The sequence below is a fragment of the Ruegeria sp. PrR005 genome, from assembly GCF_010500245.1.
GTDB classification, from domain to species: domain Bacteria; phylum Pseudomonadota; class Alphaproteobacteria; order Rhodobacterales; family Rhodobacteraceae; genus Ruegeria_B; species Ruegeria_B marisflavi.
On sequence record NZ_JAAGOX010000011.1, the window covers coordinates 652768 to 679485 of the forward strand.

Sequence of the window (26718 nt, forward strand, 5' to 3'; positions counted from 1 at the left end):
CGCACAGGCATCCACGAGATTTTTCGACGAAAAATATCGGCCTCCGGCGGGAGTATTTCAGGCAAGGTGAAAGCGCGGACCGGCGTCAGAACCGGTCCAGCAGGCGCTTGAGATACTCCAGCTCGATCTGCGGCCGTTCCCGCTCGCCCGAGCGGCGGCGGATCTCATCGAGCAGCTCGCGCGCCCGGCGATAGACATCCTCGCCGCCCAGCAGGTTCTCGTCGGTGTGGATGCCGCCCTGCGACCCGGGCGTTCGACCCAGCGGGTCGCGGTTCTGGGCACGCATGTCGCCCTCCTGGCTGCCCTGCCCCGGCTGCTGTTCCTGCGCCAGCGCCTCGCCCAGCGAGCGCATGCCCTCGCGCAGTGCCTCCATTGCCTCGGCCTGACGGTCGATCGCCTCTGGCAGGTCGTCCTGCCGCAAAGCATCTTCGGCGCCCTCCATGGCCCGGCCGGCGCGGCCCAGCGCCTCGCGCGCCGCGTCGCCCTCGGGCGTACCCTGCCCCGGCAGGTTCTGCTGCTGGCGGCCCAGCTCGTCGCGCAGTGCCTGCTGCCGGTCGGCCAGCGTGCCCGGATCGGGCTGCCCGCCCTGACCGTCCTGACCGCTGCCCGGCTCGCGGCCCGCCTGGCCCTGCCCCTCATGGCTCTGGCCCCGGCCCTGGCCACCGCTGCGGCCTTCGTTCTGCTGGTTCTCGCCCGCCTGCGCGCCGGGGTTGAACTGTTCCTGCAAATCGCGGAACGCCTGATCCGACAGGCCCTGCTGGTTGCGCAGTGTCTCGGCCAGCCCTTCCATCGCGCGCTGCCCCTCGGACTGGCCGTTCTGGCCCTGCCCCTGGGTCACGCGCATGTTCTCCATCATCTGCTGGAACTCCTGCAAGGCCTGCTGCGCCTCGGCCATCCGGCCCTGTTCCATCAGCTCCTGGATCCGGTCCATCATCCGTTGCAGGTCGTCCTGCGTCATTTGCAGGCTCTGCTGGTCCTGGCCCTGCTGGCCATCGCGTTCCTGGCTGTCGCCATCGCGCTGCGCCTGCTGCATCAGCTGTTGCAGGTAATCCTCGGTCGCCTCGCGCAGCTCCTGCATCAGCTCGGCGATCTCCTGATCGCTGGCACCGTTCTTCATCGCCTCGCTCAGCCGTTCCTGCGCCTGGCGCATCCGCTCCAGCGCGTCGCTCAGCGTGCCCTCCTCCAGAAGCAGCGCCAGATCCCACAGCGCCTGCGCGATCTCCTCCTGCTGCGAAACCTGCAAGCCGTAGCGGTTCAGCGCCTCAAGCCGCCGCAGGATCACCCGCAGCCGCAGATAGGCGGTTTCGGATTTGAATACTTCCTCGGGCCGGTGCGACACCGCCCGCAGGATCAACGCCACCCTTGCCGCGTTCTCGCGCGACCACAGCAGGTCGCGGCGCATCTCGATCACCGCCGCCGCCAGCGGGTCAAAGAACCGCCGCGCCGGCAGCGCCACGCCATAGGGCATGGTCTCGGCCTCCTGCCCGGCGGCATCCTGCGCCACCAGCGTGATCGTCACCGGCAGATGCGCCCAGGGGTGTTGCGAGAAATCCTCGATCAGATTCTCGGTGAAATCGCGCCGGTCGCCCGAGATCGGCAAGGGCAGATCGACCGTGACCGCCTCGCGCGGCTCGGGGTCCACGCTCAACCCGTGGCGGCGGTCGACCGCCGTCAGATCCAGCGTGATCCGCGCCTCCCCGCCCGTCACGCCATAGTCGTCGGCGGCGGCATAGGGCATGACCATCTGACCGCCCGCGCCGCTTTCGGCTTCACCCGCGATCTCAACCACCGGAGGTTGGTCCGGTTGCATCGCAACCTGCCACCCGCGACCTCCCGGCCCCTCGATCTCCAGCGTGCCGCTGCGGACCACCGTCAGCGACTGTTCCGGGTTCTCGGGCTGCGCCAAGGGCGTGTCCGACAGCGTCTCGGCCAGGCTCAGCTGCCCCGGCTCGCCATAGAACCGCAAAACGATCCGCGTGCCTTGCGGCACTTCCAGCGCATCCGCCACCTGATCGTTCAGGTAAAGCGTCGGCAGACCGGTATAGCGCGGCGGCTCGATCCAGCCTTCCCAACTGGGTCCCACCTCGGCAGCGGCCGCCCCTGGGGCGAGCCCCGCAACCGTGCTCACCTGCCGGACCGAACCAAAGATCACCGCAACCGCCAGACACAAGGCCGCCATATACCGCAGCCCCAGCGGATCGCGCGACCGCAGGGCCAGATCGGGCGGCACCGCCCGCGCCCCGGCCACCCGCGCCGCCATCCGCGCCTGATGCGCCCGCCACAGCCCGACCGACGCGGCATCCCCTGCCCCGATCGCCTGATGATCCAGCAGGGCCTGCACCGGCCGCCCCGGCAGGGTCGCGTCAAGCCGCGCCAGCATCTCGGCCCGGTCGGGCCAATGCATCCGCCGTGCGCCCCGGACCAGCGCCCACAGCAGGCCAAGACCCAAACTGCCCGCGCCCGCCCAAGTCCATTCGACCGGCACCATGTCCTGAAGCCCCAGCATCAGCACCGACAGTCCCAGCATGAGCAGAGAGAACAGCGGCCAGAACGCGCGCAACAGACGCTCGGCGATCATGCCCGCGCCCGTCGCCCCCAGCACGAGGCGGCGCAAGGGCAGGATCTGGGTCTGGTTGCGTTTCAAAACGGGCCTCCTTCGGGGCCCGCGCGGGTCACCCGCGTCAAAGCCACGAGGGAATGGTATCGCGGTTTATGATTTCGTCAAAGCTCGGCCTTGCGCGAATAACCGCGAATTGATCCCCGTTCACCAGAACCTCGGGGATCAGCGGCCGGGTATTGTACTCGCTCGACATCACCGCGCCATAGGCCCCGGCGCTGCGGAACGCCACCAGATCACCGGCGGCAAGCGGCGGCATCAGCCGACCCTTGGCAAAGGTATCGCCGGTCTCGCAGACGGGCCCCACGATGTCATAGGGCTGCGGTTCGACCCCGGGCACGGGCTCTATCACCGGCACGATATCGTGATGCGCGTCATACATGGCCGGGCGGATCAGATCGTTCATCGCCCCGTCAAGGATCAGGAAATCGCGCCCCTCGCCGGATTTGACATAGATGACCTTGGACACCATCAGCCCGGCATTGCCCGCGATCAGGCGGCCCGGCTCGATCTCGATCTCGCAGCCCAGATGCCCCAGCGTGCGCTTGATCAGCGCGCCATAGTCCAGTGGCAGCGGCGGCGCCTCGTTCGAGCGGGTATAGGGAATGCCCAGGCCCCCGCCCAGATCCAGTCGGCGGATGTCATGCCCCTCGGCACGTAACCGCTCGGTCAGATCGGCAACTTTCCGATAAGCGGCCTCGAACGGTGCCAGATCGGTCAGTTGCGAGCCGATATGCACGTCTATACCCACCACCTCCAGACCCGGCAGGGCGGCGGCATGGGCATAGACCGCGCTGGCGCGCGCGATCGGGATGCCGAACTTGTTCTCGGACTTGCCGGTTGCGATCTTGGCATGGGTCTTGGCGTCCACATCCGGGTTCACCCGGATGGTGATCGGTGCCACCTTGCCCAGGCTCAGGGCCACGGCGTTGATCGCCTCCATCTCGGGTTCCGATTCCACGTTGAACTGGCGCACACCGCCCTCCAGCGCGACCCGGATTTCCTCGGCGGTCTTGCCCACGCCCGAGAACACGATCTTCTCGCCCGGCACACCTGCGGCCTTCGCCCGCAGATACTCGCCCATCGAGACCACATCCATCCCCGCCCCGGCCTGCGCCAATGTCCGCAAGATCGCCTGGTTGCTGGCCGCCTTCATCGCGTAACAGACCAGGTGATCGGTCCCTTCCAGCGCCTCGTCGAAGAGCTGGAAATGCCTCAGCAGCGTCGCCGTGGAATAGACATAGAACGGGGTGCCCACCGCGGCGGCGATGTCGGTCAGGGGCACATCCTCGGCGTAAAGCGCGCCGTCGCGATAGAGAAAATGATCCATGTTGCGCGCTTATCCCGAAACGCCCCGCCAGATCAATCGGTCCCGCAATTTTGAGTATTCATGACCAGAAAGAAGCCCAAACGCGACCCTGCTTCTTTCTGGTCGAAAATACCACCGGGGGAGACGCGCAAAGCGCGACGGGGGCAGCGCCCCCTATCGCGACCGCAGGAACAGGTAAAGCGGCAAGCCGCAGCTCACCCCAATACCGAACGTGGCCGGCACAGCCAGCAGACCGGCCCAGTTGCGGCTCCGCCAGGTCTCGGCCAGAACCCAGACCGTCAGCGCCACGGCCGAGATCGTCAGGTCCCAGACCAGCCCGGAACTGGCGGCATTGGCGTGCCAGGCATCAACCATCGCCCCCAGGTCGACGCCGTTTTCGGCGAACCATTGCAGGAAATACCACATGGGATGGATCGCCCCCCAGATCGCGAGGGCGAGAAAGATCAGGCGCAACGGGGTCAAGGTCATCTCCTCGTGTTGCGCCTCGATCTAGGGCACGGACCGGTATGGTCCAGCCCGCCGGTGTCAGGCGGACGCAACCATCGTCCGGTCAGCCCCGCTCAGCCCCGCGACCGGCGTTTCCGGCTCGCCATCGGCGCCACACCCCGACAGCAGCGCGCCCAGCGCAACGATCAGGCCCAGGCGGATCGCACTCATGCCAGCATCTCCTTCCAGCGGGCGATCTGCGCGCGCACCTGCGCGGGCGCCGTGCCGCCATAGCTCTGGCGCGAGTTTACCGAGTTTTCCACGCCAAGCACACCATAGACATCCGCCGTGATGCCCGCATGCGCCGATTGCATCTCGTCGAGGCTCAGGTCCGGCAGATCGCAGCCCTTCTTCTCGGCCAGCGCCACCAGGCTGCCGGTCACATGATGCGCATCGCGGAACGGCAGGCCCAGCACCCGCACCAGCCAGTCTGCCAGGTCCGTCGCGGTCGAGAAGCCCGACCCGGCAGCGGCGGCCAGAGACGGGCGGTTCGCGGTCATGTCGCGCACCATCCCCTCCATCGCCGCCAGCGCCAGCATCCAGTTGTCGGCAGCGTCAAAGACCTGTTCCTTGTCCTCCTGCATGTCCTTGGAATAGGCCAGCGGCAGCCCCTTCATCACCATCATCAGCGCGGTATTGGCGCCAAAGATGCGGCCCACCTTGGCCCGGATCAGCTCGGCCGCGTCGGGGTTCTTCTTCTGCGGCATGATCGACGACCCGGTCGAGAACCGGTCAGACAGGATCACGAACCGGAACTGGGCACTGGACCAGATCACCAGCTCCTCGGCAAAGCGCGACAGGTGCATGGCGCAGATCGAGGCGACCGACAGGAACTCCAGCGCAAAATCGCGGTCACTGACCGCGTCCAGCGAATTGGCCGTGGGCCGGTCGAACCCCAGCGCCGCCGCCGTCATGTGCCGGTCGATCGGGAACGACGTTCCCGCCAGCGCCGCCGAGCCCAGGGGCGATTCGTTCATCCGCGCGCGGGCGTCGCGCACCCGGCTCAGATCGCGGCCGAACATCTCGACATAGGCCATCATGTGATGGCCCCAGGTCACCGGCTGTGCCGTCTGGAGATGAGTGAACCCCGGCATCACCCAATCGGCCCCCGCCTCGGCCTGACCGAGCAGCGCCCGGATCAGCGCCAAGAGCCCCTGTTCGGCGGCGTCGAACTGGTCGCGCACCCACAGCTTGAAATCGGTCGCCACCTGGTCGTTGCGCGACCGCGCCGTGTGCAGCCGCCCCGCCGGCTCGCCGATGATGTCCTTCAGCCGCGCCTCGACATTCATGTGAATGTCCTCCAGCGCGGTGGAAAAGGTAAACGAACCGCCCTCGATCTCTGACAAAACGGTGAGCAGCCCTTCCCGAATGGCCTCGGCATCACTATCCGTAATAACGCCCGTGGCCGCCAACATGGCCGCATGGGCCCGCGAACCCGCGATGTCCTGGGCCGCCATCCGCTTGTCGAACCCGATCGAGGCATTAATTGCTTCCATGATCGCGTCCGGTCCGGCGGCAAAGCGGCCGCCCCACATCTGGTTCGAGGTCTTGTCGGTCATCGTGCTAAACCCTTCGGAGGGGATATGAAGAAACTGTTGCTCGCCCTCGTCTATACCGCCGCCGCGCTGGGCGCAAACCCATCCACGGGCCTCGCCGCCGACCGTGCCGAGATCGAGGCGCTGCGCGACGGCGACCTGAAGAAACTGATCGTGCTGCCCGAACGTCGCGTCGTGTCTCAGGTGCCGTTCCAGCTTGCCGACGGCGCGGGCGAGGCCACTTTGGGCGACTACAAGGGCAAGGTGGTTCTCCTGAATTTCTGGGCCACCTGGTGCGCCCCATGCCGCAAGGAAATGCCGCAGCTTTCGGCGCTCCAGTCCGAACTGGGCGGCGACAGGTTCGAGGTGCTGACCATCGCCACCGGCCGCAACTCGCCCGCCGGGATCGAGAAGTTCTTTGGCGAGATCGGGGTCGACAACCTGCCCCGCCACCAGGACCCCAAACAGGCGCTGGCCCGTGAAATGGCGGTGATCGGCCTGCCGATCACGGTGCTGATCGACGCCGACGGCATGGAAGTCGCCCGCCTGATCGGGGACGCCGACTGGAACTCGGACAGCGCCCGCGCCATCATTTCAGCGGTGATCGGCACCGGCAGCTAGGTCGCGACCTCCGGAGTGTTTCATGCTACCCTGCTTGGGCCTGCACGCCGGAGGAAAACAGTATGTGGCCCGACCAGAGATTGTGTGACCTTCTGGGGATCGAACACCCGATCATCCAGGCCCCGATGACCGGCACCTGCACGCCTGCGCTGGCCGCTGCGGTTTGCAATGCAGGCGGGCTCGGCTCGCTGGGCTGCGCCGAAAAACCGCTGGACCGGATCCGGCGCGAAGTGGCCGAGCTGCGCGCCCTGACGGGCCGCCCCTTCAACCTGAATTTCTTCACCGTCGATGCGCCCCGCACCGATCCACAGACCCTCGCCCGCACTCGGGACCGCCTGAAGCCCTGGTATGACCGCTACAACCTCGGCACCCCGCCCGTGCAGTTGCCCGACCTCAAGCCCGGGTTCGACGCCGAAAAACTCGACCTGATGCTGGAGCTGCGCCCGCGCATGGTCAGCTTCCATTTCGGTATACCCGAGGCCGCCGTGCTGACCGCGCTCAAGGGCGCCGGGATCATCCTCGTCGGCACCGCCACCACCGCTGCCGAGGCCCGCGCGCTGGACCGTGCGGGCTTTGACGCGATCATCGCCCAAGGCTGGGAGGCGGGCGGTCACCGTGGCTCGCACCGCGTGACCCGATCTTACGAGGGCGTCGGCACGATGGCGCTGGTGCCGCAGGTGGCCGATGCGGTCTCGGTACCGGTGATCGCGGCGGGCGGCATCGCCGACGGGCGCGGCATCGCCGCCGCGCTGGCGCTGGGGGCATCCGGCGTGCAGATGGGCACCGCCTTTCTCCGCTGCCCCGAGGCAGCCACCGCAACCGCCTGGCGCGACCGGCTGCGCACCGCGACCGAGGCAGACACGATGGCCACCGATGCCTTCTCGGGGCGCTGCGCCCGCGCGCTCCGCTCGCGCCACGCCGAGGAGATGGCGCAGCACCACGACCCCCTGCCCGGCTTCATCCAGATGTATGCGCTCTCGGGCCCGCTGCTCGACGCCGCCCCGGACGAGGAGGTCTCGTTCCACCTCTGTGGTCAGGCCCTGACGCTCGGCCGCGACATCACCGCCGCCGACCTGATCGCGCGGCTGATCGCGGAGACACGGAACAGTCTGGCCCGCCTCGCCCCGCGCTGACGTCACGCCACCCTTTGACAAGCGCCGCGCTCCGGTTCCACTCTGTGTGTCACGGAGGAACTCATGCCACTTGAAATCCTGCTGATCCTGGTGATCGGCGGCATATCGGCCATCGCCGTCATCCTGCACCTGACCGGTCGCTCGGACCGGGCGGTCCTGTTGCCCGAGGATGCGCGCGCCGCCTGGCACCGGCATTTCCCCGACGACATGATCCTCGGCGTCACCGTCGCCCAGGACGGTCACGCCGCCCTGGTCGAGACCGAACAGGGCCCCGGCCTTCTGTGGTCCTTCGGGGCCGATACCGTGGGCCGGCACCTGCGCGATTTCGACCTTTTCGACCACCCCCACGGCCTGCGCGTCCTGTTCCACGATTTCACCGCGCCGCAGGTGACGCTGCACCTTTCCCCCGACGAACGCCGCGACTGGCAGGCCAGGATGACCCCCAGATGACCGACACGCTCAGCTTTCCCGACCCCACGCAACTGGCGGTTCCCTTCTTCATCGCTGCCATCCTGATCGAGTTCCTGTGGATCGCGATGAAGAAACGCGGCGGCCGGTACGAGACCCGCGATGCCGTCACCTCGCTCCTTATGGGCGCCGGATCGGTGGCCGAGGGCATCATCCTCGGCTTCATTGCCTGGGGCTTCTTCATGTTCCTCTGGCGGCTGACGCCGCTCGACCTCGGCACCTCGGTCTGGGCGCTGATCGCCTGTTTCGTGCTGGATGACCTGCGGTATTACTGGGTCCACCGCTTTGGTCACCGCATCCGCTGGGTCTGGGCCAGCCATGTCAACCACCATTCCAGCCAGCACTACAACCTGACCACCGCGCTGCGGCAGACCTGGACCGGCACCTTCACCTTCATGATGGTGGTCAAGGCGCCGCTGGTGCTGTTGGGCTTTCACCCCGCGCTGGTCCTCTTTGCAGGCGGGCTCAACCTCATCTACCAGTTCTGGATCCATACCGAGGCGATCGGCAAACTACCCCGCTGGTTCGAGGCGGTGATGAACACGCCCAGCCACCACCGCGTGCACCACGGCCGCAACCCCCGCTATCTGGACTGCAACTATGCGGGCGTGTTCATCATCTGGGACAAGATGTTCGGCACTTTCGTACCCGAGCAAGAGGATGAAAAGGTCGATTACGGCCTCGTCCACAACCTCGGCACGTTCAACCCGCTGCGGGTGGCCTTTCACGAATGGCTGGGGATCTTGCGCGACATCACGCAACCCGGCCTGACCCTGCGCCAGCGGCTCGCCTATGCCTTTGCCCCGCCGGGTTACAGCCATGACGGCAGCCGCGACACCTCGGAACAGATCAAGGCCAAGCACCTCGCCCGCCACCCGCAGGACCGTGGCACGCCGGGATTTCGCACCTGATCCGGGCAGAAACCTCGGATTTTAGCCATTTCGGCCGACCCGCACGGCACCGGCACGATCACCCCGCAGGCGCCCAACACGCTGAACCCGGGGCGTTTTTTCCATCCACCCCCGGACGCGAGAGGGATATCGCGCATTTTAGGAAAACGCGTGCCTTAACCCCCGATTCACGGTTTTGGCAAACTCTGGGCAGGCTCGCCGCCGACCCATGGGATGGAACCACCGTCATGCAGAACCGCCGCACCCGACTGGCCGACTTGCCGCCCTGCACCGACAGCCCGCTCAGCGCCGCGATCTCCAGCCGCGACCGCTCGGCGGTCAAAATGGCGACCGACGCGGTGCGCCACGGCGATTGCATGCTGGCCTATCAGCCCGTGATTCAGGCCCGCCCGCCGCACACCGTCGCCTTTTGGGAAGGCTTCATTCGCGTGCTTGACGAGACCGGCCGCCAGATCCCCGCGCGCGATTTCATGCCCCAGGTCGAAAACACCGAGATCGGCCGCGAACTGGACCGCATCGCGCTCGACACCGGACTCCGCCTCCTGCGAGAGAAACAGGACATCCGCCTGTCGATCAACATGTCGGCCCGCTCCATCGGCTTTCAGTCCTGGATGCAGACCTTGGAGCAGCACCTGTCCCGCGACCCGTCGCTCGGCGAACGGCTGATCCTCGAGATCAACCAGACCTCGGCCATGGCGACACCGGAACTGGTGATCGACCTGATGGACCGGCTGCAACCGCGCGGCATCGCCTTTGCGCTGGACGATTTCGGCGACGGCCCCATCGACTTCAATGCCTTCCGCGACTTCTTCTTCGACGCGGTCAAGATCGACGGCCGTTTCGTGCGCGGGGTCAGCGGCGACGCCGGCAACCAGGCCATCGTGCGCGCCCTCATCGCGCTGGCCCGCGAGTTCGAGATGCTGATCATCGCGGAATCGGTCGAGACAGAGGCCGACGCCGCCTTTCTCGTCGAAAACGGCGTGAACTGCCTCCAGGGCTATCTCTACGCAGCCCCCACGGTTACCCCGAAATGGGGCAAAAAGCGTGCAAATCCAACGCCCAAGGCCACCGCCTGACAAACCCCCTCCGATCTCGCGCAGATGTGAGACAAGCTGTCCGTTGCTGCACATGCAGCGTTACGTTATGTCAAGGGCGCTTCATCGGGGAATAAGCTGCGCTCCAGAGTCGACATATGACTCGTTTGCCGTCAGATTTCCCACCAGACCATGACGGCAAAGGATCGGATCACATGACCAACATCGTAATTGCATCGGCCGCCCGTACCGGCGTCGGCAGCTTTGGCGGATCTTTCGCAAACACCCCCGCCCATGACCTCGGCGCCGCAGTGCTCGAAGCGGTCGTGGCACGGGCCGGCATCGACAAGGCCGAGGTGAGCGAAACCATCCTCGGTCAGGTCCTGACCGCGGCCCAGGGCCAGAACCCCGCCCGCCAGGCCCATGTCAACGCGGGCCTGCCCAAGGAAAGCTCGGCCTGGGGCATCAACCAGGTCTGCGGCTCGGGCCTGCGCGCCGTGGCGCTGGGTGCCCAGCACATCCTGCTCGGCGACGCCGACATCGTCATCGCCGGTGGTCAGGAAAACATGACCCTCTCGCCCCATGCCGCGCATCTGCGCGCCGGTCACAAGATGGGCGACATGAAATACATCGACACCATGATCCGCGACGGGCTGTGGGACGCGTTCAACGGCTATCACATGGGCCAGACCGCCGAGAATGTCGCCGAACAGTGGCAGATCAGCCGCGAGATGCAGGATGAATTCGCCGTCGCCTCGCAGAACAAGGCCGAAGCCGCGCAAAAGGCCGGCAAGTTCGCCGACGAGATCGTGCCCTTCGTGATCAAGACCCGCAAGGGCGACATCGTGATGGACAGTGACGAATACATCCGTCACGGCGCCACCATCGAGGCGATGCAGAAACTGCGCCCCGCCTTCACCAAGGACGGCAGCGTCACCGCCGCCAATGCCAGCGGCCTGAACGACGGCGCCGCGGCCACCCTGCTGATGACCGCCGAGAACGCCGAAAAGCGCGGGATCGAGCCTCTGGCCCGCATCGCCTCTTACGCCACCGCCGGGCTCGACCCGTCGATCATGGGCGTCGGCCCGATCCACGCCAGCCGCAAGGCGCTGGCCAAGGCCGGATGGAAGGTCGAGGATCTGGACCTGGTCGAGGCCAACGAAGCCTTTGCCGCCCAGGCCTGCGCGGTGAACAAGGACATGGGCTGGGATCCGGCCATCGTCAACGTGAACGGCGGCGCCATCGCCATCGGTCACCCGATCGGCGCCTCGGGCTGCCGCGTCCTGAACACCCTGCTCTTCGAGATGAAGCGCCGCAACGCCAAGAAGGGTCTCGCGACCCTCTGCATCGGTGGCGGCATGGGCGTCGCCCTCTGTGTGGAGCGTGACTGATCGCCCGAACCGGCCATAGGAACAGGGCGCCGTCAGGCGCCCTTTTTCGTGGCATTCCAAGAACATGCTGCACCTGCGACAATATTGTTACTCTGCAATGCGGAAATTCTCCGCGAAACAATGTTGCGCATTTCAACCCCGCAGCGTAACACCATTATCAAGCCAATTCAGATCTGGAGGATTCTTCAATGGCACGTACAGCACTCGTCACCGGCGGTTCGCGCGGCATCGGCGCCGCGATTTCCAAGGCGCTCAAGGCCGAAGGCTACAATGTCGCCGCCACCTATGCCGGCAATGACGAAGCCGCAGCCGCCTTCACCGCCGAAACCGGCATCAAGACCTACAAGTGGAACGTCGCCAGCTACGAGGAAAGCGCCGCAGGCATCGCCAAGGTCGAGGCCGATCTGGGCCCGATCGACGTCGTGGTCGCCAACGCAGGCATCACCAAGGACGCGCCCTTCCACAAGATGACCCCGGAACAGTGGCAGCAGGTGATCGACACCAACCTCACGGGCGTGTTCAACACCGTTCACCCGGTCTGGCCCGGCATGCGCGAGCGCAAGTTCGGCCGCGTCATCGTGATCTCGTCGGTCAACGGTCAGAAAGGCCAGTTCGCCCAGGTCAACTATGCCGCGACCAAGGCAGGCGACATCGGCATCGTCCGCTCCCTGGCCCAGGAAGGCGCCCGCGCCGGCATCACCGCCAACGCGGTCTGCCCCGGCTATATCGCAACCGAAATGGTCATGGCGGTGCCGGAAAAGGTCCGCGAGTCGATCATCGCCCAGATCCCCGCAGGCCGCCTGGGCGAGCCCGAGGAAATCGCCCGCTGCGTGGTCTTCCTGGCCTCCGACGACGCCCAGTTCATCAACGGCTCGACCATCTCGGCCAACGGCGCCCAGTTCTTCGGCTAAACGCCGGTCCAGCCGCAAGGACAGGCCGCCCTCTGGGGCGGCCTTTTTCGTTCAACCCGGGCGTATCGCTCGAAAAAATTAGGCGCAGGGACCATGACGGCCTTATCCTGAGGCATACCGCATGACCGGAGCACAGGATTTGGCCCTTCACCCGCCTCCAGACACATCGCCTGCCCTGGGCCGCGAAGAGGCGCTGCGCGGCATCCTCGATATCATCAGCACCTCGCGCGCCGATACCGGGCCCGTGTTCGAACGGATCCTGGAAAACGCCTGCCAGCTTTGCGCGGCCCCCTTTGCCGGTCTCTACCTCGTCGACCCCTCCGCCACCCGCGCGGATCTGGTCGCCAGCCTGGGCGCCCGGCCCGAATATCTCGAACGGGCCCTGACCCGCTGGCCACTGGCCAACCCGGCCTCGATCCCAAGCGCGATCAATTCCGGCACCGTGGTTCAGATCCCCGACCTTGCCGATACCGACCTCTACCGCGCGGGCGACCAGCGCCGGGTCGAGGCGGTGGATATCGAAGGCATCCGCACCTTTTTGGCTGTCCCCCTGATGCAGGGCACCCGCGCCATCGGCGCCATCGGCCTCTACCGGCGCGAGGTGACCCCCTTCACCCCCGACCAGATCGCGCTGGTGGAAACCTTCGCCACCCAGGCCGTCATCGCCATCGAGAACGTGCGCCAGTTCCAGGAAGTGCAGGAACGGTTGGAGCGGGAACAGGCCGTCAAGAATATCCTGAGGGTGATCTCGGAATCGCCGGACGACGAACAACCCACGTTTGAGGCGATCCTCGACAGCGCCACACGGCTTTGCGGTACACCTTATGCCTCGCTGGTTCTTGGGCGCAAAGGCGATGCCGCACAAATGATGGTGGCGCACCGACATTCCACCCCCGAAACGGTGCAGCACTATGCTGACGGCAAGGTACCGATGGACCCGCGGGATTCCCTCGCGGCGCAGGCCATCCTCGAAGGCCGGACGATCCTCGTGCCCGACATGGCCGCAACCCAGCAATACAAGGAGGGGCATCCGCGCTTCAAGATGCTGGTGGACGACCAGGGCCTCAGGACCAACCTGTTCGTGCCATTGATCTCGCCCACCGGAGGGATCGGCTGTTTCATCCTGTGGAAAAAAGAGCCGGTGCCGTTTACCGAGGACCAGATCGCGCTGGTCGAAACCTTCGCCTCTCATGCCGTCATCGCCATCGAGAACGTGCGCCAGTTCCGCGAGGTGCAGGAAAGGCTGGAACGGGAAACCGCCCTGGCCGAAATCCTCAAGGTCATCAGCCAAAGCCGCGATGACGAATGGCCGGTCTTCGACGTCATCCTCAAAAGCGCCGCGCGCCTGTGCCATGCGCCCCTGGCGGATCTGGATATCGTCGACCCTGACGGTGCCCACCTGCGCGAGGTCGCGACCTTCGGCAATTCGAAACGCGTCATCCCGTCAGATCGCTGGGTCTGGCCGATGGATGCCCCCAACTATCACGTCGAGGCGGTCCGCACCGGCAAGGTCATCCATATCCACGATCTGCGCGAATCCGAGAACTACCGCTCCGGCAACCCGATGACGCTTGCCGCCGTGGATACCGAGAACATGCGTACTCTGCTGGCCGTGCCGCTGCGCTCGGGCGACCGGGGCATCGGCTGCCTGGTGCTGTTTCGGCAAGAGGTGCGCCCCTTTGCCCCGGACGAGATCGCGCTGGTCGAAACTTTCGCCGCCCAGGCGGTGATCGCCATCGAGAATGTCCGCCAGTTCCGCGAGGTCCAGACCCGGCTGGAGCGAGAGACCGCGACCCGCGACGTTCTTGAAGTCATCAGCCGATCGCGCGACGACGATCAGCCCGTGTTCGACGTGATCCTGGACAAAGCCCTGAGCCTGTGCGACGCGCCCTTCGGGTTTCTGGTTCTGCCAAACCGGGATCGCACGCAACTTGAGATCAAGGCGTGGAGCGGAATGCACTCCGACATGATTGACTGGTTGCGCGAGAACCCGTTTCCGCTTGACCCGGAGCGGCTCGCCGTGGCCCGCGCCATCAACGAGTGCAAGGCGCAGCATGTTCCGGATGCACAGGGGTCCGAAATGTACCGCGCCGGGGAAATGTACCGGCGCAAGATGGTCGACGAAGAAGGCTTTCGCAGCTTCATCTCCGTGCCCCTGGTCAGCAAAGGCATCGGCATTGGCGCCTTCACGCTCTACCGGCGGGAAAAGCGCCCGTTTTCCCCCGGTGAAATCGCCCTGGTCGAAACCTTCGCCGCCCAGGCGGTCATCGCCATCGAGAATGTCCGCCAGTTCCGCGAGGTCCAGACCCGTCTCGAACGGGAAACCACCACCAAGAACATCCTCAGCGTCATCTCGCAATCCCGCGACGACGAAACACCGGTCTTCGACGCCATACTCGACGGCGCGGCGCGGCTTTGTGATGCACCGCTGGCCTACATCCGCCTGATCACGCCGGATGCGGCCGCTCTGGAACTGGTCGCGTTCCACGGCACCTCCTTGGAATTCGTCGCGGTGATGAAGTCCAGCCCCCTACCACTCGACCCGACACAGTCGGACACGGCGCGCGCGGTCACGGAAAGGACCGTCGTACATGTCGAGGACCTGGCCGCCGGCCCGCTCTACGCCGCAGGCCAGACCCTGCGCGTGCATGCTGTCGAGACCGAGGGGATGCGAACCCTGCTTGTGGTCCCGCTCACCAGCGGCGCGACGTGCCTCGGAACCATCTCGCTCTATCGCCGCGAAGTGGCGCCGTTTTCCGATGACCAGATCGCCCTGGTTCAGGCCTTTGCCGCCCAGGCCGTCATCGCCATCGAGAATGTCCGCCAGTTCCGCGAAGTACAGCAGCGTTTGCGGCGCGAGCGCGCCTCGGCCGAAATTCTCGAAGTCATCAGCCAGAGCCGCGAGGACGAGAAACCGGTCTTCGAGGCGATCCTCGAAAACGCCTGTGCCCTGTGCAACGCGCCGCTCGCCGGGCTGATCCTGGGGACCCGGCAGGATGCGGCCCAGAGACTGGCCGCACACAGAGGCATGTTTCCCGCCGCGATCGAACTCTACGACACGGGCCGGATGCCGATGGATGCCAGCCTGTCCTACGCGGCAAGATCCATCATGGAAAACCGACTGATCTCGTTCGAGGACATGGGGCAAAGCGAGCTTTATCAGGCAAACAGCCCGGTTGTGCGCGCGATGGTGGACGAATCCGGTGTCCGCAGCGTTCTGTTCGTTCCCCTGACCAGAGGCGGCGAGGGGATCGGAAACCTGACCCTGTTCCGGCGCGAGGTGAAACCTTTCGACCAATCGGAAATCGCGCTGGTCGAAACCTTCGCCGCCCAGGCTGTGATCGCCATCGAGAACGTCCGCCAGTTCCGCGAAGTGCAGGACAGGCTGGAGCGGGAAAAGGCCAGCGGCGAAATCCTCGGCGTCATCAGCCAGAGCCGCGCCGACGAGACCCCGGTATTCGACGCCATCCTGGCAAACGCCTGTCGGCTCTGCGATGCACCGCTCGCCTTCATGAGTATCGTGGACGACGAGGGCACGCATTTCCGCGTCCCCGCCCATCGCGGGGCCGGTCCTGAAATGGCGCGGGTCTGGAACACACAGGTCGAACCAATCCAAGGTTCGGTCCTCACCACCTCTCAAGCGATCACAGAGCGGCGCATCATCCAGATAGAGGATCTGTCGGCCCTGGACCTGCCTGACACCGCCGAAGGCCGCCGCGCGCAACTGGCAGAGCTGGAAAAGATCCGCTCGTATCTGGTGATCCCGCTGATCCGGGGCACGCGCGCAATCGGAACCATCAACCTCTACCGCCGCGAGATCCACCCGTTCACGCCTGACCAGATCGCCTTGGTCGAAACCTTCGCCGCGCAGGCGGTGATCGCCATCGAAAACGTGCGCCAGTTCCGCGAGGTGCAGGAGCGGCTGGAACGCGAACGCGCCTCGGCCGAAATCCTCGAAATCATCAGCCAGAGCCGGGACGATGAAAGCCCGGTTTTCGAAGCGATCCTCAGTCGCGCCGCCCGCTTGTGCAGCGCAGTGGGGGCGACGCTGTTGCTGCTGAATGAAAACCGGCACCTGCTGAAACTGCGGGCTGAATGGAGCACGCTGGAAAACGACCTGGAAACCGACGAGGTGTTCCTGGATGTCGACGGAGAGTCGCTGGCGGCGGAAGCTGTCCGAACCGGCAAGTCCCGGGCCGTGGGCGATCTGACCAAAGAAGCAAGCTATACAAAAGGCGATACGCTGACCCGCCGTTTCGTGGACACAACCGGCATTCGCTCGATGCTGTCGGTTCCGTTGCTGTTCAACGGCGAGGCGGTGGGATGCATCGACCTGTTTCGCCACGAGGCCGCTTCGTTCCAGCACCGTGATATCGCCCTCGTCGAAACCTTCGCCGCCCAGGCCGTCATCGCCATCGAGAACGTGCGCCAGTTCAAGGCGCTCGAAGCGCTGAACGCCGAGTTGGAGACCCGGGTCGAGGATCAGGTGGGCGAGATCGAACGTATGGGCCGCCTGAAACGCTTCCTGCCCGCCGCCGTGGCCGACACCGTGGTCTCTTCGGGGTCAGAGAAGATGCTGTCCAGCCACCGCGCCCTGTTGGGGGTGCTGTTCTGCGACATTCGCGGCTTTACCGCCTTCTGCGAAACCGCCGAACCCGAAGAAACCATCGAGGTGCTGCAAACCTATCACCAGGAGATGGGTAAGCTGATCAACGCCCATGGCGCCGGGGTCGATCACCGGATGGGCGACGGCATCATGGTGCTGTTCAACGATCCCCTCCCCTGCGACGATCCGGCGGGCGAGGCGGTAAGGCTGGCGCTGGCCATGCGCGACCGCATGGCCGATCTCTGCCGCGGCTGGAAACGGCTGGGGCACCGGCTGGGCTTCGGCGTTGGTGTCGCTATGGGATATGCGACCGTCGGCATGGTCGGCTACGAGGGGCGGTTCGACTACACCGCCTCGGGCACTGCCGTGAACCTCGCCGCCCGTCTCTGCGACGAGGCCGAGGACGGAGAGATCCTGCTCAGCCCCCGCGCCTCGATCGCGGTCGAGGATGACTACGCCGTCGAATCGAAGGGCGAAGTCACCCTCAAGGGCATTCGCGAACCGGTCGAGATCTTCCGCCTAAAGCGTATCCAGTTTTCATAGCATGAAACGTCATCGCTTTTCGCGTTCGAGCGAAGCGAGAGGCAGCGAACAAGCGATGCAGCATAAACTGGAAACGCTGTTGCAAGCGGCTGAGGCGCCTCTGCGCCCAGTACAAAACGGTCAATCGCCCGTTTGCAGCGGGTACAAAACGGTCATTTTCCGGTACAAAACAGGATCGGGGCCAACCCGGCAGGGTCGACCCCGATCATCCCGTAAGTCCGCGCGCGCAGCGGTCAGCGGGAACCGAACAGCCAGCTCCAGGCGTTCCTGATGGCGCGGGCGCGTTCCTTATGCGCGCGCTCCATGGCCCGGCGGGCAGCGGGGTTTGTCGTCATCTCGATCATCTCGGGCTCCTTTTCATTGATTCAGTTTCTCTTGACTTGACCCCAATATGACTCCAGAAAATCAAAGTCACAAACGAGAGTTTCTCTTTCTTCAGTCAAGATTTTCTTACTCCATGATCGACCGCCTGCCGCCCCTCACCGCCCTGCGCGCCTTCGAGGCCGCCGCCCGGCACATGTCCTTTGCCAAGGCTGCCGAAGAGCTGAATGTCACCCCTGCCGCGCTGTCGTTTCAGATCAAGTCGCTGGAGGAGCACGTCGGCCAACCCCTGTTCCGCCGCCTCAACCGTGCGGTCGAACTCACCGAGATCGGCCGCGCTTTGTCTCCCGGAATAAGTGATGGTTTTCAAATACTTACAGATACATGGCGCAGTGTTCGGCGGATGCAGGACAATACCACCCTGACCGTCACAGCCGGCCCCGCGCTCACCGCAAAATGGCTGGCGCCCCGTCTCTATGACTTTGCCCGTAAACACCCCACGATCGATCTGCGCTTCTCGGCAACCCTGCGCGTTATGGACCTCGCGCGCGAGGATGTGGATGTCGCGATCCGCTTCGGCTATGGCCTTGATGACGAAGGACTTTATTCGCTCCCGGTGCGTAAGGAATGGCTTACCCCGGTGATGTCGCCCGAGCTTGCCGAACGCTACACGACCCCCGAAAGCCTGATCGAAGCCCCCCTCATCTTCGACGATTCCATCGCCTTCCTCCGCCCGCCCGTCGACTGGCCCGTCTGGTTCCGCGCGGTCGGCATCTCCTTTACCCCCACACACGGCACGCATTTTTCCAACGCCGACCACGCCGTCGATGCAGCCGTTGCAGGCGCGGGTGTGGCGCTCGCCAGAAGAGCGATGATTATCAAGGACTTGGAAGAGGGTCGCCTGGTCGCACCCTTCAAGACCGCGATTGAATCGCAGGGGCGTTTCCGCTTCCTTTGCCTGAAAGGTGCCGAGACCCGCCCCCAGATCGCCGCCTTTCGCGACTGGTTCATGGCCGAGATTGACAAGACCGCGCATATCTCCGACGCCTTCACCATCATACCTATCGAAGAGATCGCGCCGCAATGACCCGCATCCGCGCCACCGCCATCGGCTTTGTCGCCGTCCTTCTGTGGGCCTTGCTGGCCCTGCTCACGGTTGGATCAAGCCCCACGCCGCCACTGTTGCTGAACGCGATCTGCTTCACGATCGGCGGCACGCTCGGGCTGATCTGGACGGCTGCAACCGGCGGCCTTGGTCAGTTGCGCGGAGTACGGTGGCAGGTCTATGCTTTTGGAACGATTGGTCTTTTCGGCTACCACGCGCTGTATTTCTCGGCCCTGCGGCTGGCCCCTGCGGCCGAGGCGGGGTTGATCGCCTATCTCTGGCCCTTGCTGATCGTGCTCTTCTCGGGCCTGCTGCCGGGCGAACAATTGCGACGCGGTCATTTCCTGGGCGCTTTGGTGGCCTTTGCCGGGGCCGCACTGATTATCACCGGCGGCGGAGGACCGGGGTTCAGCACGGCTTACCTGCCGGGATACGGCCTGGCCCTGCTCTGCGCCCTGACCTGGTCGGGATACTCGGTCCTGTCGCGCCGCATCGGAGACGCGCCCACCAGTTCGGTCGCGGTGTTTTGCCTGGCCACTGCCGCGGCCTCGTGGCCGCTACATTTCGCCCTGGAAACAACGGCTTGGCCGCAGGGCGCGCTCGGCTGGGCCGCCACAATCGGCCTCGGCCTTGGGCCGGTGGGCCTTGCGTTCTATGTCTGGGATATCGGGGTCAAGCGTGGGGACATCCAACTGCTGGGCACCAGTTCATATGCGGCCCCGCTCTTGTCTACGCTTGTGCTGGTTCTGACAGGGATCGCGGCGCCCAGCTGGACACTGGGCCTGGCCGCGATCCTGATCACCGGCGGCGCGCTGCTGGCAGCGCGCGCCAGCTTTGCGAATTAGGTCGAAAGACGCTCGATCTCTTCCTTGATCTTGAGCTTCTGTTTCTTCAGTTGGGTGATCTGAAGGTCGTCGATACCGGGCGAACGCTGGGCTTCTTCAACTTCGATACTGAGGGTTGCATGCTTCTTCTTCAGTTCCGTCAAATGCGCGCTCACACTCATGGCGATCCTCCTCTCAGTTGTGGATAGATCAAGTTGAGCACATCCCGATCACCCTGTCACGCGGCCTCGACGGAAATCTGTCACAAAACTGAAATATCGGCCGAAGTCGGCTCACCTGACCTCGGGCCATGGAAGCGCAGCCGCTTCGCGCTGAACGCGGGAGATCTCCGGCACATAGTGATCCCGGTCTCCGGGGTGCTGTGTGCCTTCGTGCAGAACAAGACCATGGTGCAGGCGAAACGCCGCCTTTCCGCCCTTGCGGGCGCGCAGGATCATCAGCTCTGCTGCGCGCCCCGCGCGCGGCACCAGCGGCAGCACCTCGATCGAGCCCAACCGACTGTCGCAGGCGGTCAGCAGGTCGGGCAGGCGGTCGGCCTTGACGATCATGTGCAGATAGCCGCGATGGATCAGACGCCGCGCGGCGGCGTCCACCCAGGCAGCAAGCGGCGTTCCCTCGCCCAGCGCCATCGCCCGCCCCGCGTCACTGGCCGAACTATGTGCCCCCGGGCGGTAATAGGGCGGGTTGGCGATCACGTGGTCGAACTGGCGCTGCCGCAGAGCAGCAGGAATCGCCGAGATATCGCCCTCGACAATGTCCAGCGGGATGGTGTTCAGGTCCGAATTGCGCCGCGCCAACGCCGCATAAGGCGGTTGCAACTCTATCCCGGTCAGGTCCAGCCCACTCACCCGCCGCCCCAGGCACAAGATCGCTGCGCCCGCGCCGCAGCCCAGTTCCAGCACAGTTTGTCCTGGCCGCGCCGGGACCGAGGCGGCCAGAAACACCGGATCGACCCCGGCCCGGTATCCGGTGAGCGGCTGGAACAGCCGCAACCGCCCCCCCAGAAAGTCGTCGCAACTCAGCTGATCTTCGCGGAAATCCGTCATTTCCCCAGGGGGATACCGTTGTCGCGCATCACCAGTGCCGCCCGGTCATAGTCTTCTTCCCTGACCATCATCCGCCGGGGGAAAATCCCTATCCCGCCTTCGAGGATGCTCATATTTACGTCCATCTGAAAGCAGTCTATATCCTCGCCCTGAAGAAGGGCGGAGGCAAAGGCCATGACTGTCGGGTCGGTGCTGCGCAGAAGCTCTTTCATGGGGATGGATGTAAGGGCAAGGCTGCGCCATTGTCGAGCCTAGTAAAGAAGAACGAAGATGGACGCCAAGGTGAACACGAAACCGCATGACCGGCTGGCCGCCACCCTGTCCTCGGAAATGCAGGACGTGAACGCGCTGATCCGTACCCGTATGGCATCGGAACATGCGCCGCGCATCCCCGAGGTGACCGCCCATCTGGTCGAGGCCGGCGGCAAGCGTCTGCGCCCGATGCTGACGCTGGCGGCGGCGCGGCTCTGCGGCTATCAGGGCAGCGATCACGTCAAGCTGGCCGCAACGGTCGAGTTCATCCATACCGCCACCCTGCTGCATGACGATGTGGTCGACGAAAGCGCCCAGCGGCGCGGACGCCCCACCGCCAACCTGCTCTGGGACAACAAATCCTCGGTATTGGTGGGTGATTACCTGTTTGCCCGCAGTTTTCAGTTGATGGTCGAGACGAACTCGCTGCGGGTGCTCGATATTCTGGCCAATGCCGCCGCGACCATCGCCGAGGGCGAGGTGCTGCAAATGACTGCGGCGACCGACCTGAAAACGGATGAAAGCGTTTATCTGAAGGTTGTGCGCGGCAAGACAGCGGCGCTGTTTTCGGCGGCGACCGAGGTTGGCGGCGTGATCGCGGGCGCGCCCGAAGCGCAGGTCAAGGCGCTGTTCGACTATGGCGACGCGCTCGGGATCGCGTTCCAGATCGCCGACGATCTGCTCGACTATCAAGGCGACGCCAAGGCCACGGGCAAGAACGTGGGCGACGATTTCCGCGAGCGCAAGCTGACCCTGCCGGTGATCAAGGCGGTGACGCAGGCCACCGACGAAGAGCGCGCTTTCTGGGTGCGCACCATCGAAAAAGGCAAGCAAGTCGAAGGCGACCTGGAACAGGCGCTGGCGCTGATGGAGAAATACGGCACCCTGGCGGCCACGCGAGCGGATGCTCAGGCTTGGGCGGCCAAGGCGCGCGCGGCGCTGGATGTGCTGCCCAGCCACGAGATTCGCACCATGCTGAGCGACCTGGCCGATTACGTGGTCTCACGGCTGAACTGAGGCAAAGGGGGCGCTGCCCCCTCGGCCCTCGCGGGCCTCACCCCCGGAGTATTTTTGGGCGAAATGAAGGGCTGGGCGGGCTAAAGAACACGCCCGTGAGTACACCACCACTCTGGATGCTCAAGAAATAGCACGGCCTTGGCAACCGACTTGGCGGAATGCCCATCGGGCGGGAATAGACCGAAACAGGTGGCCCCCGAACCGGACATGCCGGCGAAAAGCGCCCCGGCGTCGCGCAGGGCGTCCAGCACATCGGCGATCACCGGCTGCTGCGCGATGGCGGGCGCGGCCAGATCGTTGCGCTGACCGCCAAGCCAGGAGATGAACGCGGGCAGATCGCGCCAGTGTGGCAGATCCGGTTCCATAGGCGGGTTTTCCTTGACCGTCAGCATTCTGAAAACAGCGGGTGTCGAAACCGCGACGCGCGGGTTGACCAGCACGATATCCATTTCCGGGAGCTGCGGCACCGGGTCCAGGCGCTCGCCGATCCCGCGCATGCGGGCGGGCGAGGTGGACAAGCAGACCGGAACGTCGGCGCCAAGCGTCAACACCTGCTCCGCTCCGGGCATTGGCAGATCCCACAATTGCGACAGGGCCCCCAAAGTGGCGGCTGCATCCGCCGACCCGCCACCGATGCCCGAGGCCACCGGCAACCGTTTCGTCAGGGTGATCGCGGCGCCGCGCCCGGGCGCCAGCAGCCGCGCCGCGCGCAGCACCAGGTTGTCTGGCTCGGCGGACAGCCCGCCAGCCTCTGGCCCGTCGATCTCCAACGACAGCGCGTCCGAGGGTGCCACTCGGATCCTGTCACCGACACTGGCAAAGACCACCAGCGAATCGAGCAGGTGATAGCCATCGTCGCGCTGGCCGGTCACATGCAGGGTCAGATTGATCTTGGCCGGCGCAAAGGCCTCAATCGCCATTGGCCACCTTCAGGGGTGGCGATCCTTCCTCGGCCAGAACGGCGTCCAGACCGGTTTCCAGCTTGCGTCGGATCCGGTCGGGATCGGCCTCGCCATCGGTATCCTCGGGCTTGATGAAAGACAGCGCGCGCCGCCACTGGAACTCGGCCTCGCGCACCCGCCCCACGGCCCAAAGCACATCGCCCAGATGGTCGTTGACCACCGGGTCCACCGGCATCAGCTCGACCGCGCGCTCCATATGGCCCACTGCCTCGTCATAGCGACCGAGGCGGAACAGCACCCAACCAAGGCTGTCGACGATATAGCCGCTGTCAGGCCGCGCGGCGACGGCGCGCTGGATCAGGTCCAGCGCCTCGTCCAGTTTCTGCTGCTTCTCGACCAGCGAATAACCGAGGTAATTCAACACTTGCGGCTGGTCCGGGTTCAGCGCCAGGGCGGCGCGGAAATCGGCTTCGGCCTTGTCCCAGTTGCCCAGGCGCTCGTTGCAGATGCCGCGGGCATAGTGAAGGAACCAGAGGTTCGGCGCCTCGCCTTCGGTCAGTTCAAGCGCCCGGTCATAAGCGACTGCGGCCTTGTCATAGCTTTCCTGCTGGCGTTGCAGGTCACCCAGAGAGATATAGGCTTGGGGCTGGTTCGGGTATTCCTTGGCGAGCTTTTCCAGCACTTCGATCGCGGCGTCAGGCTTGGCCGCGCGGCGCAGCGCCTCGGCCCGGCCCAGTTCGGCGGCATGGTAATCGGGACTGTCGGACGGGATTTTCTTGTACGTGGCCTCTGCCAGGTCGAACTGGCCCATTTCCTCAAGCAACCCGGCCGTCATCAACAGGGCGTCGATGTGATCGGGGCGCAGGAAAACGGCGGTGCGGATATAGACCAGCGTATAATCGTCGGACGCCTCGCCGTTCAGGGCGGCCCCGATGGTAAAGAACACCTCGGCCAGCCCGTCCTCGACCGAGCGCACCAGCGAGAACGGCAGGGTTTCACCGGCCGCCAGCCGGTCCGCAATGTCACTCAGCGCCGGATCGAAGCCGCTGGCGAACACATCGCGGAGCATCTCCAGCGCCTGTTCGTTACGGTCGAGCTGCGACAGAATTTCCGCCCGGGCGATGGCGGCCCTGCGCGAGATCGTCGTCAAGGCGCCATCATCGGCGGAAAACAGGGCCTCGGCGCCTTCGAAATCGCCGACCGAGGCCAGGGCCATCGCCTTGTGGTAATAAGCAAACCCGCGCAGGCCCGCCTCGTCCGCCACCACATCGAACTGTGCCAGCGCCTTGGCCACCGACCCGGTGCCCATATGGGCCCAGCCGGCAATCAGCCCGTCGACCAGCTTGCCTACCGCGCGGCTTTCGGAGTCACGGTCCAGGACCTCCTGAAACTTTCCCTCGGCCAGCAGGTTCGCGATCACAGCGATACTGGCGACCTGGCTCTTGAGGCCCATCGCCTCCATCTGCTCGGCGATGGTCACGGCCTGATCCATCCGACCGAGGGCCAGTTGCGACAGCACGACATTTTCCAGAAGCGCCGGATTCTTGGGGTCGAAAGCCAGCGCGCGAACATAATGTTCCGCGGCGGCTTCGAAATCGTTGGCATAGGCGGCCTGTCGCGCGGCCAGATACGAACCCGCGGCCACGTCTGCGCCAACCGGGAATGCAACTGCCGACAGCAATGCCGCCAGCACCGTCTTTCTGACCAGAGAAATCGCCAAGGGTCCGCCTTTCCTGCTGCCTTGTCCAAAGCTAGGGCGTAGCAGGGTCCGGTGCAATGGCCGAAGCACGGGAAGGCTGGTCACAATCGCTCAACGGCATGTCTTTGCCTGCTCGTGCCGCAAAAGAAAACGCCGGGCAGGGCCCGGCGCTGTCCACTGTGAAGAGGCCCCATCACATATTGGGATAGTTCGGCCCGTCGCCCCCCTGCGGCGTGACCCAGGTGATGTTCTGGCTGGGGTCTTTGATATCGCAGGTCTTGCAGTGCACGCAGTTCTGGAAGTTGACCACGAAGCGCGGGCCGCTCTCGTCCTCGACCACTTCGTAGACACCCGCCGGGCAATAGCGCTGCGCCGGTTCGGCGTATTTCGGCAGGTTCACCTTGACCGGTACATCCGGGTCGGTCAGCCGCAGGTGACAAGGCTGGCTTTCCTCGTGGTTGGTAGCAGCAAAGGACACGTTGGTCAGCCGGTCAAAGCTGATTGTGCCATCGGGCTTGGGATAGTCGATCGGCTTGTGCTTGCTGGCCTCTTCGGTCGCGGCCGCGTCGGTCTTGCCATGACCCAGGGTGCCGAACAACGAGAAACCCAGCGTGTTGGTCCACATGTCGAGCCCGCCCAGCGCCAGCGAGGGCACCAACCCCCACTTGGACCACATCGGCTTGACGTTACGGACCTTTTTCAGGTCCTTGCCGATGGCGCCAGTGCGCACTTCGGTCTCATACGCGCTCAACTCGTCCGACTGGCGACCCGCCTGGATCGCGTCATACGCGGCCTCGGCCGCGGCCTTGCCAGACAGCATGGCGTTATGGTTGCCCTTGATGCGCGGCACGTTGACCATGCCGACCGAACAGCCCAGCAGCGCCACGCCGGGCGCCACCATCTTGGGCATCGACTGGTATCCGCCCTCGGTGATGGCGCGGGCGCCATAGGCGACGCGCTTGCCGCCCTTCAGCAGCTCGGCCACCATCGGATGATGCTTGAACCGCTGGAATTCCATATAGGGGAACAGGTGCGGGTTCTTGTAGTTCAGGTGCACCACAAAACCCACATAGACCTGATTGTTATCCAGGTGGTAGATGAACGAGCCACCGCCCGCATTGCCGCCCAGAGGCCAGCCCATGGTATGGGTCACGGTGCCTTCGCGGTGCTTGGCCGGGTCGATCTCCCAGATCTCTTTCATGCCAATGCCGAATTTCTGCGGCTCCTTGCCCTTTTGCAGGTCGTATTTGGCGATCACTTCCTTGGCCAGCGAGCCGCGCACCCCTTCGGACAGGAAGACATATTTGCCGTGCAGCTCCATCCCCGGCTCGGTGTTGGGGCCATAGGACCCGTCCGCCTCAAGGCCGAAGACACCGGCAACCACGCCCTTGACCTCGCCATTGTCGCCATAGACCAGTTCGGAACAGGACATGCCGGGGAAAATCTCGACACCCAGTTCCTCGGCCTGTTCGGCCATCCAGCGACAGACATTGGCCATCGACACGATGTAATTGCCGTGGTTGTTCATCAGCGGCGGCATCGGCCAGTTCGGTACACGGATCTGCCCGGCCTCCCCCAGGACATAGAAGTTGTCCGCTTTCACCGGCACGTTCAGGGGGGCGCCTTTTTCCTTCCAGTCGGGGATCAGCGCATCCAGGCCGCAGGGATCCAACACCGCGCCCGACAGGATATGCGCGCCCACTTCCGAGCCCTTTTCCAGCACGACGACATTCAGGTCGGCATCGAGCTGTTTCAGACGAATGGCCGCCGACAGGCCCGCCGGACCCGCCCCGACGATCACCACGTCATATTCCATCGCTTCGCGTTCAATCTCGGCCATCGTGACGCTCCTTGGCTTTGGTTTGGCTCTCCGGTCGCGGGCCGGACGCAATAAAGTTTCGCGTTTGATTACAGGCTATGCAGGTCAAGCGTCAATTGAAACGCG

At 64.9% G+C, this 26718-nt stretch carries 22 protein-coding genes; 11 read left to right on the top strand and 11 right to left on the bottom strand.

The genetic code is table 11. From position 1 onward, the window contains the following. Positions 1-85: 85 nt before the first annotated feature. The 5 genes from G0P99_RS09615 to argH all read right to left on the bottom strand — a co-directional run bounded on the left by G0P99_RS09615 (position 86) and on the right by argH (position 5992). A complete protein-coding gene (locus tag G0P99_RS09615) occupies positions 86-2644 on the bottom strand; it encodes a TIGR02302 family protein (RefSeq protein WP_239059734.1) in 2559 nt (852 codons plus the stop codon). Between the two features lie 37 nt (positions 2645-2681). Further along, positions 2682-3947 carry a diaminopimelate decarboxylase gene (gene lysA / locus G0P99_RS09620; protein ID WP_164129157.1) on the bottom strand — a complete coding sequence of 422 codons (1266 nt, stop codon included), beginning with the start codon at positions 3945-3947 and terminating at the stop codon, positions 2682-2684. Positions 3948-4100: 153 nt separating this feature from the next. Next, entirely contained in the window at positions 4101-4415 is a 315-nt protein-coding gene (locus G0P99_RS09625; protein ID WP_370462742.1) for a DUF2834 domain-containing protein, read from the bottom strand. 57 nt (positions 4416-4472) lie between these two features. After that, entirely contained in the window at positions 4473-4604 is a 132-nt protein-coding gene (locus G0P99_RS24930) for a hypothetical protein (protein ID WP_255455774.1), read from the bottom strand. Next, on the bottom strand, positions 4601-5992 hold the full coding sequence (gene argH, locus G0P99_RS09630; RefSeq protein ID WP_164129158.1) for an argininosuccinate lyase: 1392 nt from the start codon (positions 5990-5992) through the stop codon (positions 4601-4603). Before argH ends, G0P99_RS24930 begins: the two co-directional genes overlap by 4 nt. Before the next feature lie 24 nt (positions 5993-6016). On the opposite strand from argH, the gene G0P99_RS09635 reads away from it, so the two are divergent. From G0P99_RS09635 to G0P99_RS09680, 10 genes are all read left to right on the top strand, one after another. After that, complete coding sequence (locus G0P99_RS09635) at positions 6017-6589, top strand: TlpA disulfide reductase family protein (protein WP_164129159.1); 573 nt, start codon at positions 6017-6019, stop codon at positions 6587-6589. 62 nt (positions 6590-6651) lie between these two features. Further along, on the top strand, positions 6652-7722 hold the full coding sequence (locus G0P99_RS09640; protein WP_164129160.1) for a nitronate monooxygenase family protein: 1071 nt from the start codon (positions 6652-6654) through the stop codon (positions 7720-7722). Between the two features lie 63 nt (positions 7723-7785). After that, complete coding sequence (locus tag G0P99_RS09645) at positions 7786-8172, top strand: hypothetical protein (RefSeq protein WP_164129161.1); 387 nt, start codon at positions 7786-7788, stop codon at positions 8170-8172. Beyond that, on the top strand, positions 8169-9101 hold the full coding sequence (locus tag G0P99_RS09650; protein WP_164129162.1) for a sterol desaturase family protein: 933 nt from the start codon (positions 8169-8171) through the stop codon (positions 9099-9101). The genes G0P99_RS09645 and G0P99_RS09650 overlap by 4 nt, the downstream gene beginning before the upstream one ends. Positions 9102-9328: 227 nt before the next feature. Further along, positions 9329-10177, top strand: coding sequence for an EAL domain-containing protein (locus G0P99_RS09655; protein ID WP_164129163.1), 849 nt, complete (start codon positions 9329-9331; stop codon positions 10175-10177). Positions 10178-10350: 173 nt separating this feature from the next. Further along, entirely contained in the window at positions 10351-11526 is a 1176-nt protein-coding gene (locus G0P99_RS09660; protein ID WP_164129164.1) for an acetyl-CoA C-acetyltransferase, read from the top strand. A gap of 188 nt (positions 11527-11714) precedes the next feature. Beyond that, complete coding sequence (gene phbB, locus G0P99_RS09665) at positions 11715-12437, top strand: acetoacetyl-CoA reductase (protein WP_164129165.1); 723 nt, start codon at positions 11715-11717, stop codon at positions 12435-12437. Positions 12438-12558: 121 nt separating this feature from the next. Further along, entirely contained in the window at positions 12559-17586 is a 5028-nt protein-coding gene (locus G0P99_RS09670; protein ID WP_164129166.1) for a GAF domain-containing protein, read from the top strand. Between the two features lie 457 nt (positions 17587-18043). Next, the gene (gcvA, locus tag G0P99_RS09675; protein WP_164129167.1) at positions 18044-18994 is read left to right on the top strand and encodes a transcriptional regulator GcvA; all 951 of its coding nucleotides are present in this window, start codon (positions 18044-18046) and stop codon (positions 18992-18994) included. Further along, the gene (locus G0P99_RS09680; protein WP_164129168.1) at positions 18991-19857 is read left to right on the top strand and encodes a DMT family transporter; all 867 of its coding nucleotides are present in this window, start codon (positions 18991-18993) and stop codon (positions 19855-19857) included. The genes gcvA and G0P99_RS09680 overlap by 4 nt, the downstream gene beginning before the upstream one ends. Here the strand turns inward: G0P99_RS09680 and G0P99_RS09685 are convergent. The 3 genes from G0P99_RS09685 to G0P99_RS09695 all read right to left on the bottom strand — a co-directional run bounded on the left by G0P99_RS09685 (position 19854) and on the right by G0P99_RS09695 (position 21115). Next, positions 19854-20018 (bottom strand): YdcH family protein, encoded by a 165-nt coding sequence (locus G0P99_RS09685; protein ID WP_164129169.1) that lies wholly within the window; start codon positions 20016-20018, stop codon positions 19854-19856. The two genes, G0P99_RS09680 and G0P99_RS09685, sit on opposite strands and share 4 nt — an antisense overlap. Positions 20019-20129: 111 nt before the next feature. Then, positions 20130-20903, bottom strand: a complete 774-nt coding sequence (locus G0P99_RS09690) for a tRNA1(Val) (adenine(37)-N6)-methyltransferase (protein ID WP_164129170.1) — start codon at positions 20901-20903, stop codon at positions 20130-20132. Continuing rightward, the gene (locus tag G0P99_RS09695; RefSeq protein ID WP_164129171.1) at positions 20900-21115 is read right to left on the bottom strand and encodes a DUF2007 domain-containing protein; all 216 of its coding nucleotides are present in this window, start codon (positions 21113-21115) and stop codon (positions 20900-20902) included. Before G0P99_RS09695 ends, G0P99_RS09690 begins: the two co-directional genes overlap by 4 nt. A gap of 58 nt (positions 21116-21173) precedes the next feature. Here G0P99_RS09695 and G0P99_RS09700 point away from each other — a divergent pair, with 58 nt between their 5' ends. Beyond that, complete coding sequence (locus tag G0P99_RS09700) at positions 21174-22172, top strand: polyprenyl synthetase family protein (protein WP_164129172.1); 999 nt, start codon at positions 21174-21176, stop codon at positions 22170-22172. Between the two features lie 80 nt (positions 22173-22252). On the opposite strand, the gene G0P99_RS09705 is transcribed toward G0P99_RS09700, so the two are convergent. The 3 genes from G0P99_RS09705 to G0P99_RS09715 form a co-directional block, all read right to left on the bottom strand. Then, complete coding sequence (locus tag G0P99_RS09705; RefSeq protein WP_164129173.1) at positions 22253-23092, bottom strand: 4-(cytidine 5'-diphospho)-2-C-methyl-D-erythritol kinase; 840 nt, start codon at positions 23090-23092, stop codon at positions 22253-22255. Then, positions 23082-24794, bottom strand: a complete 1713-nt coding sequence (locus G0P99_RS09710) for a tetratricopeptide repeat protein (protein WP_239059735.1) — start codon at positions 24792-24794, stop codon at positions 23082-23084. Before G0P99_RS09710 ends, G0P99_RS09705 begins: the two co-directional genes overlap by 11 nt. 172 nt (positions 24795-24966) lie before the next feature. After that, the gene (locus tag G0P99_RS09715) at positions 24967-26613 is read right to left on the bottom strand and encodes an electron transfer flavoprotein-ubiquinone oxidoreductase (RefSeq protein ID WP_164129174.1); all 1647 of its coding nucleotides are present in this window, start codon (positions 26611-26613) and stop codon (positions 24967-24969) included. Positions 26614-26718: the final 105 nt, after the last annotated feature.

What these genes read in the sequence shown, in the direction of transcription:
- lysA (WP_164129157.1), bottom strand. Translation starts at nt 3,947, where the DNA reads ATGGATCATTTTCTCTATCGCGACGGCGCGCTTTACGCCGAGGATGTG.
- G0P99_RS09625 (WP_370462742.1), bottom strand. Translation starts at nt 4,415, where the DNA reads ATGACCTTGACCCCGTTGCGCCTGATCTTTCTCGCCCTCGCGATCTGG.
- G0P99_RS24930 (WP_255455774.1), bottom strand. Translation starts at nt 4,604, where the DNA reads ATGAGTGCGATCCGCCTGGGCCTGATCGTTGCGCTGGGCGCGCTGCTG.
- argH (WP_164129158.1), bottom strand. Translation starts at nt 5,992, where the DNA reads ATGACCGACAAGACCTCGAACCAGATGTGGGGCGGCCGCTTTGCCGCC.
- G0P99_RS09635 (WP_164129159.1), top strand. Translation starts at nt 6,017, where the DNA reads ATGAAGAAACTGTTGCTCGCCCTCGTCTATACCGCCGCCGCGCTGGGC.
- G0P99_RS09640 (WP_164129160.1), top strand. Translation starts at nt 6,652, where the DNA reads ATGTGGCCCGACCAGAGATTGTGTGACCTTCTGGGGATCGAACACCCG.
- G0P99_RS09645 (WP_164129161.1), top strand. Translation starts at nt 7,786, where the DNA reads ATGCCACTTGAAATCCTGCTGATCCTGGTGATCGGCGGCATATCGGCC.
- G0P99_RS09650 (WP_164129162.1), top strand. Translation starts at nt 8,169, where the DNA reads ATGACCGACACGCTCAGCTTTCCCGACCCCACGCAACTGGCGGTTCCC.
- G0P99_RS09655 (WP_164129163.1), top strand. Translation starts at nt 9,329, where the DNA reads ATGCAGAACCGCCGCACCCGACTGGCCGACTTGCCGCCCTGCACCGAC.
- G0P99_RS09660 (WP_164129164.1), top strand. Translation starts at nt 10,351, where the DNA reads ATGACCAACATCGTAATTGCATCGGCCGCCCGTACCGGCGTCGGCAGC.
- phbB (WP_164129165.1), top strand. Translation starts at nt 11,715, where the DNA reads ATGGCACGTACAGCACTCGTCACCGGCGGTTCGCGCGGCATCGGCGCC.
- G0P99_RS09670 (WP_164129166.1), top strand. Translation starts at nt 12,559, where the DNA reads ATGACCGGAGCACAGGATTTGGCCCTTCACCCGCCTCCAGACACATCG.
- gcvA (WP_164129167.1), top strand. Translation starts at nt 18,044, where the DNA reads ATGATCGACCGCCTGCCGCCCCTCACCGCCCTGCGCGCCTTCGAGGCC.
- G0P99_RS09680 (WP_164129168.1), top strand. Translation starts at nt 18,991, where the DNA reads ATGACCCGCATCCGCGCCACCGCCATCGGCTTTGTCGCCGTCCTTCTG.
- G0P99_RS09685 (WP_164129169.1), bottom strand. Translation starts at nt 20,018, where the DNA reads ATGAGTGTGAGCGCGCATTTGACGGAACTGAAGAAGAAGCATGCAACC.
- G0P99_RS09690 (WP_164129170.1), bottom strand. Translation starts at nt 20,903, where the DNA reads ATGACGGATTTCCGCGAAGATCAGCTGAGTTGCGACGACTTTCTGGGG.
- G0P99_RS09695 (WP_164129171.1), bottom strand. Translation starts at nt 21,115, where the DNA reads ATGAAAGAGCTTCTGCGCAGCACCGACCCGACAGTCATGGCCTTTGCC.
- G0P99_RS09700 (WP_164129172.1), top strand. Translation starts at nt 21,174, where the DNA reads ATGGACGCCAAGGTGAACACGAAACCGCATGACCGGCTGGCCGCCACC.
- G0P99_RS09705 (WP_164129173.1), bottom strand. Translation starts at nt 23,092, where the DNA reads ATGGCGATTGAGGCCTTTGCGCCGGCCAAGATCAATCTGACCCTGCAT.
- G0P99_RS09715 (WP_164129174.1), bottom strand. Translation starts at nt 26,613, where the DNA reads ATGGCCGAGATTGAACGCGAAGCGATGGAATATGACGTGGTGATCGTC.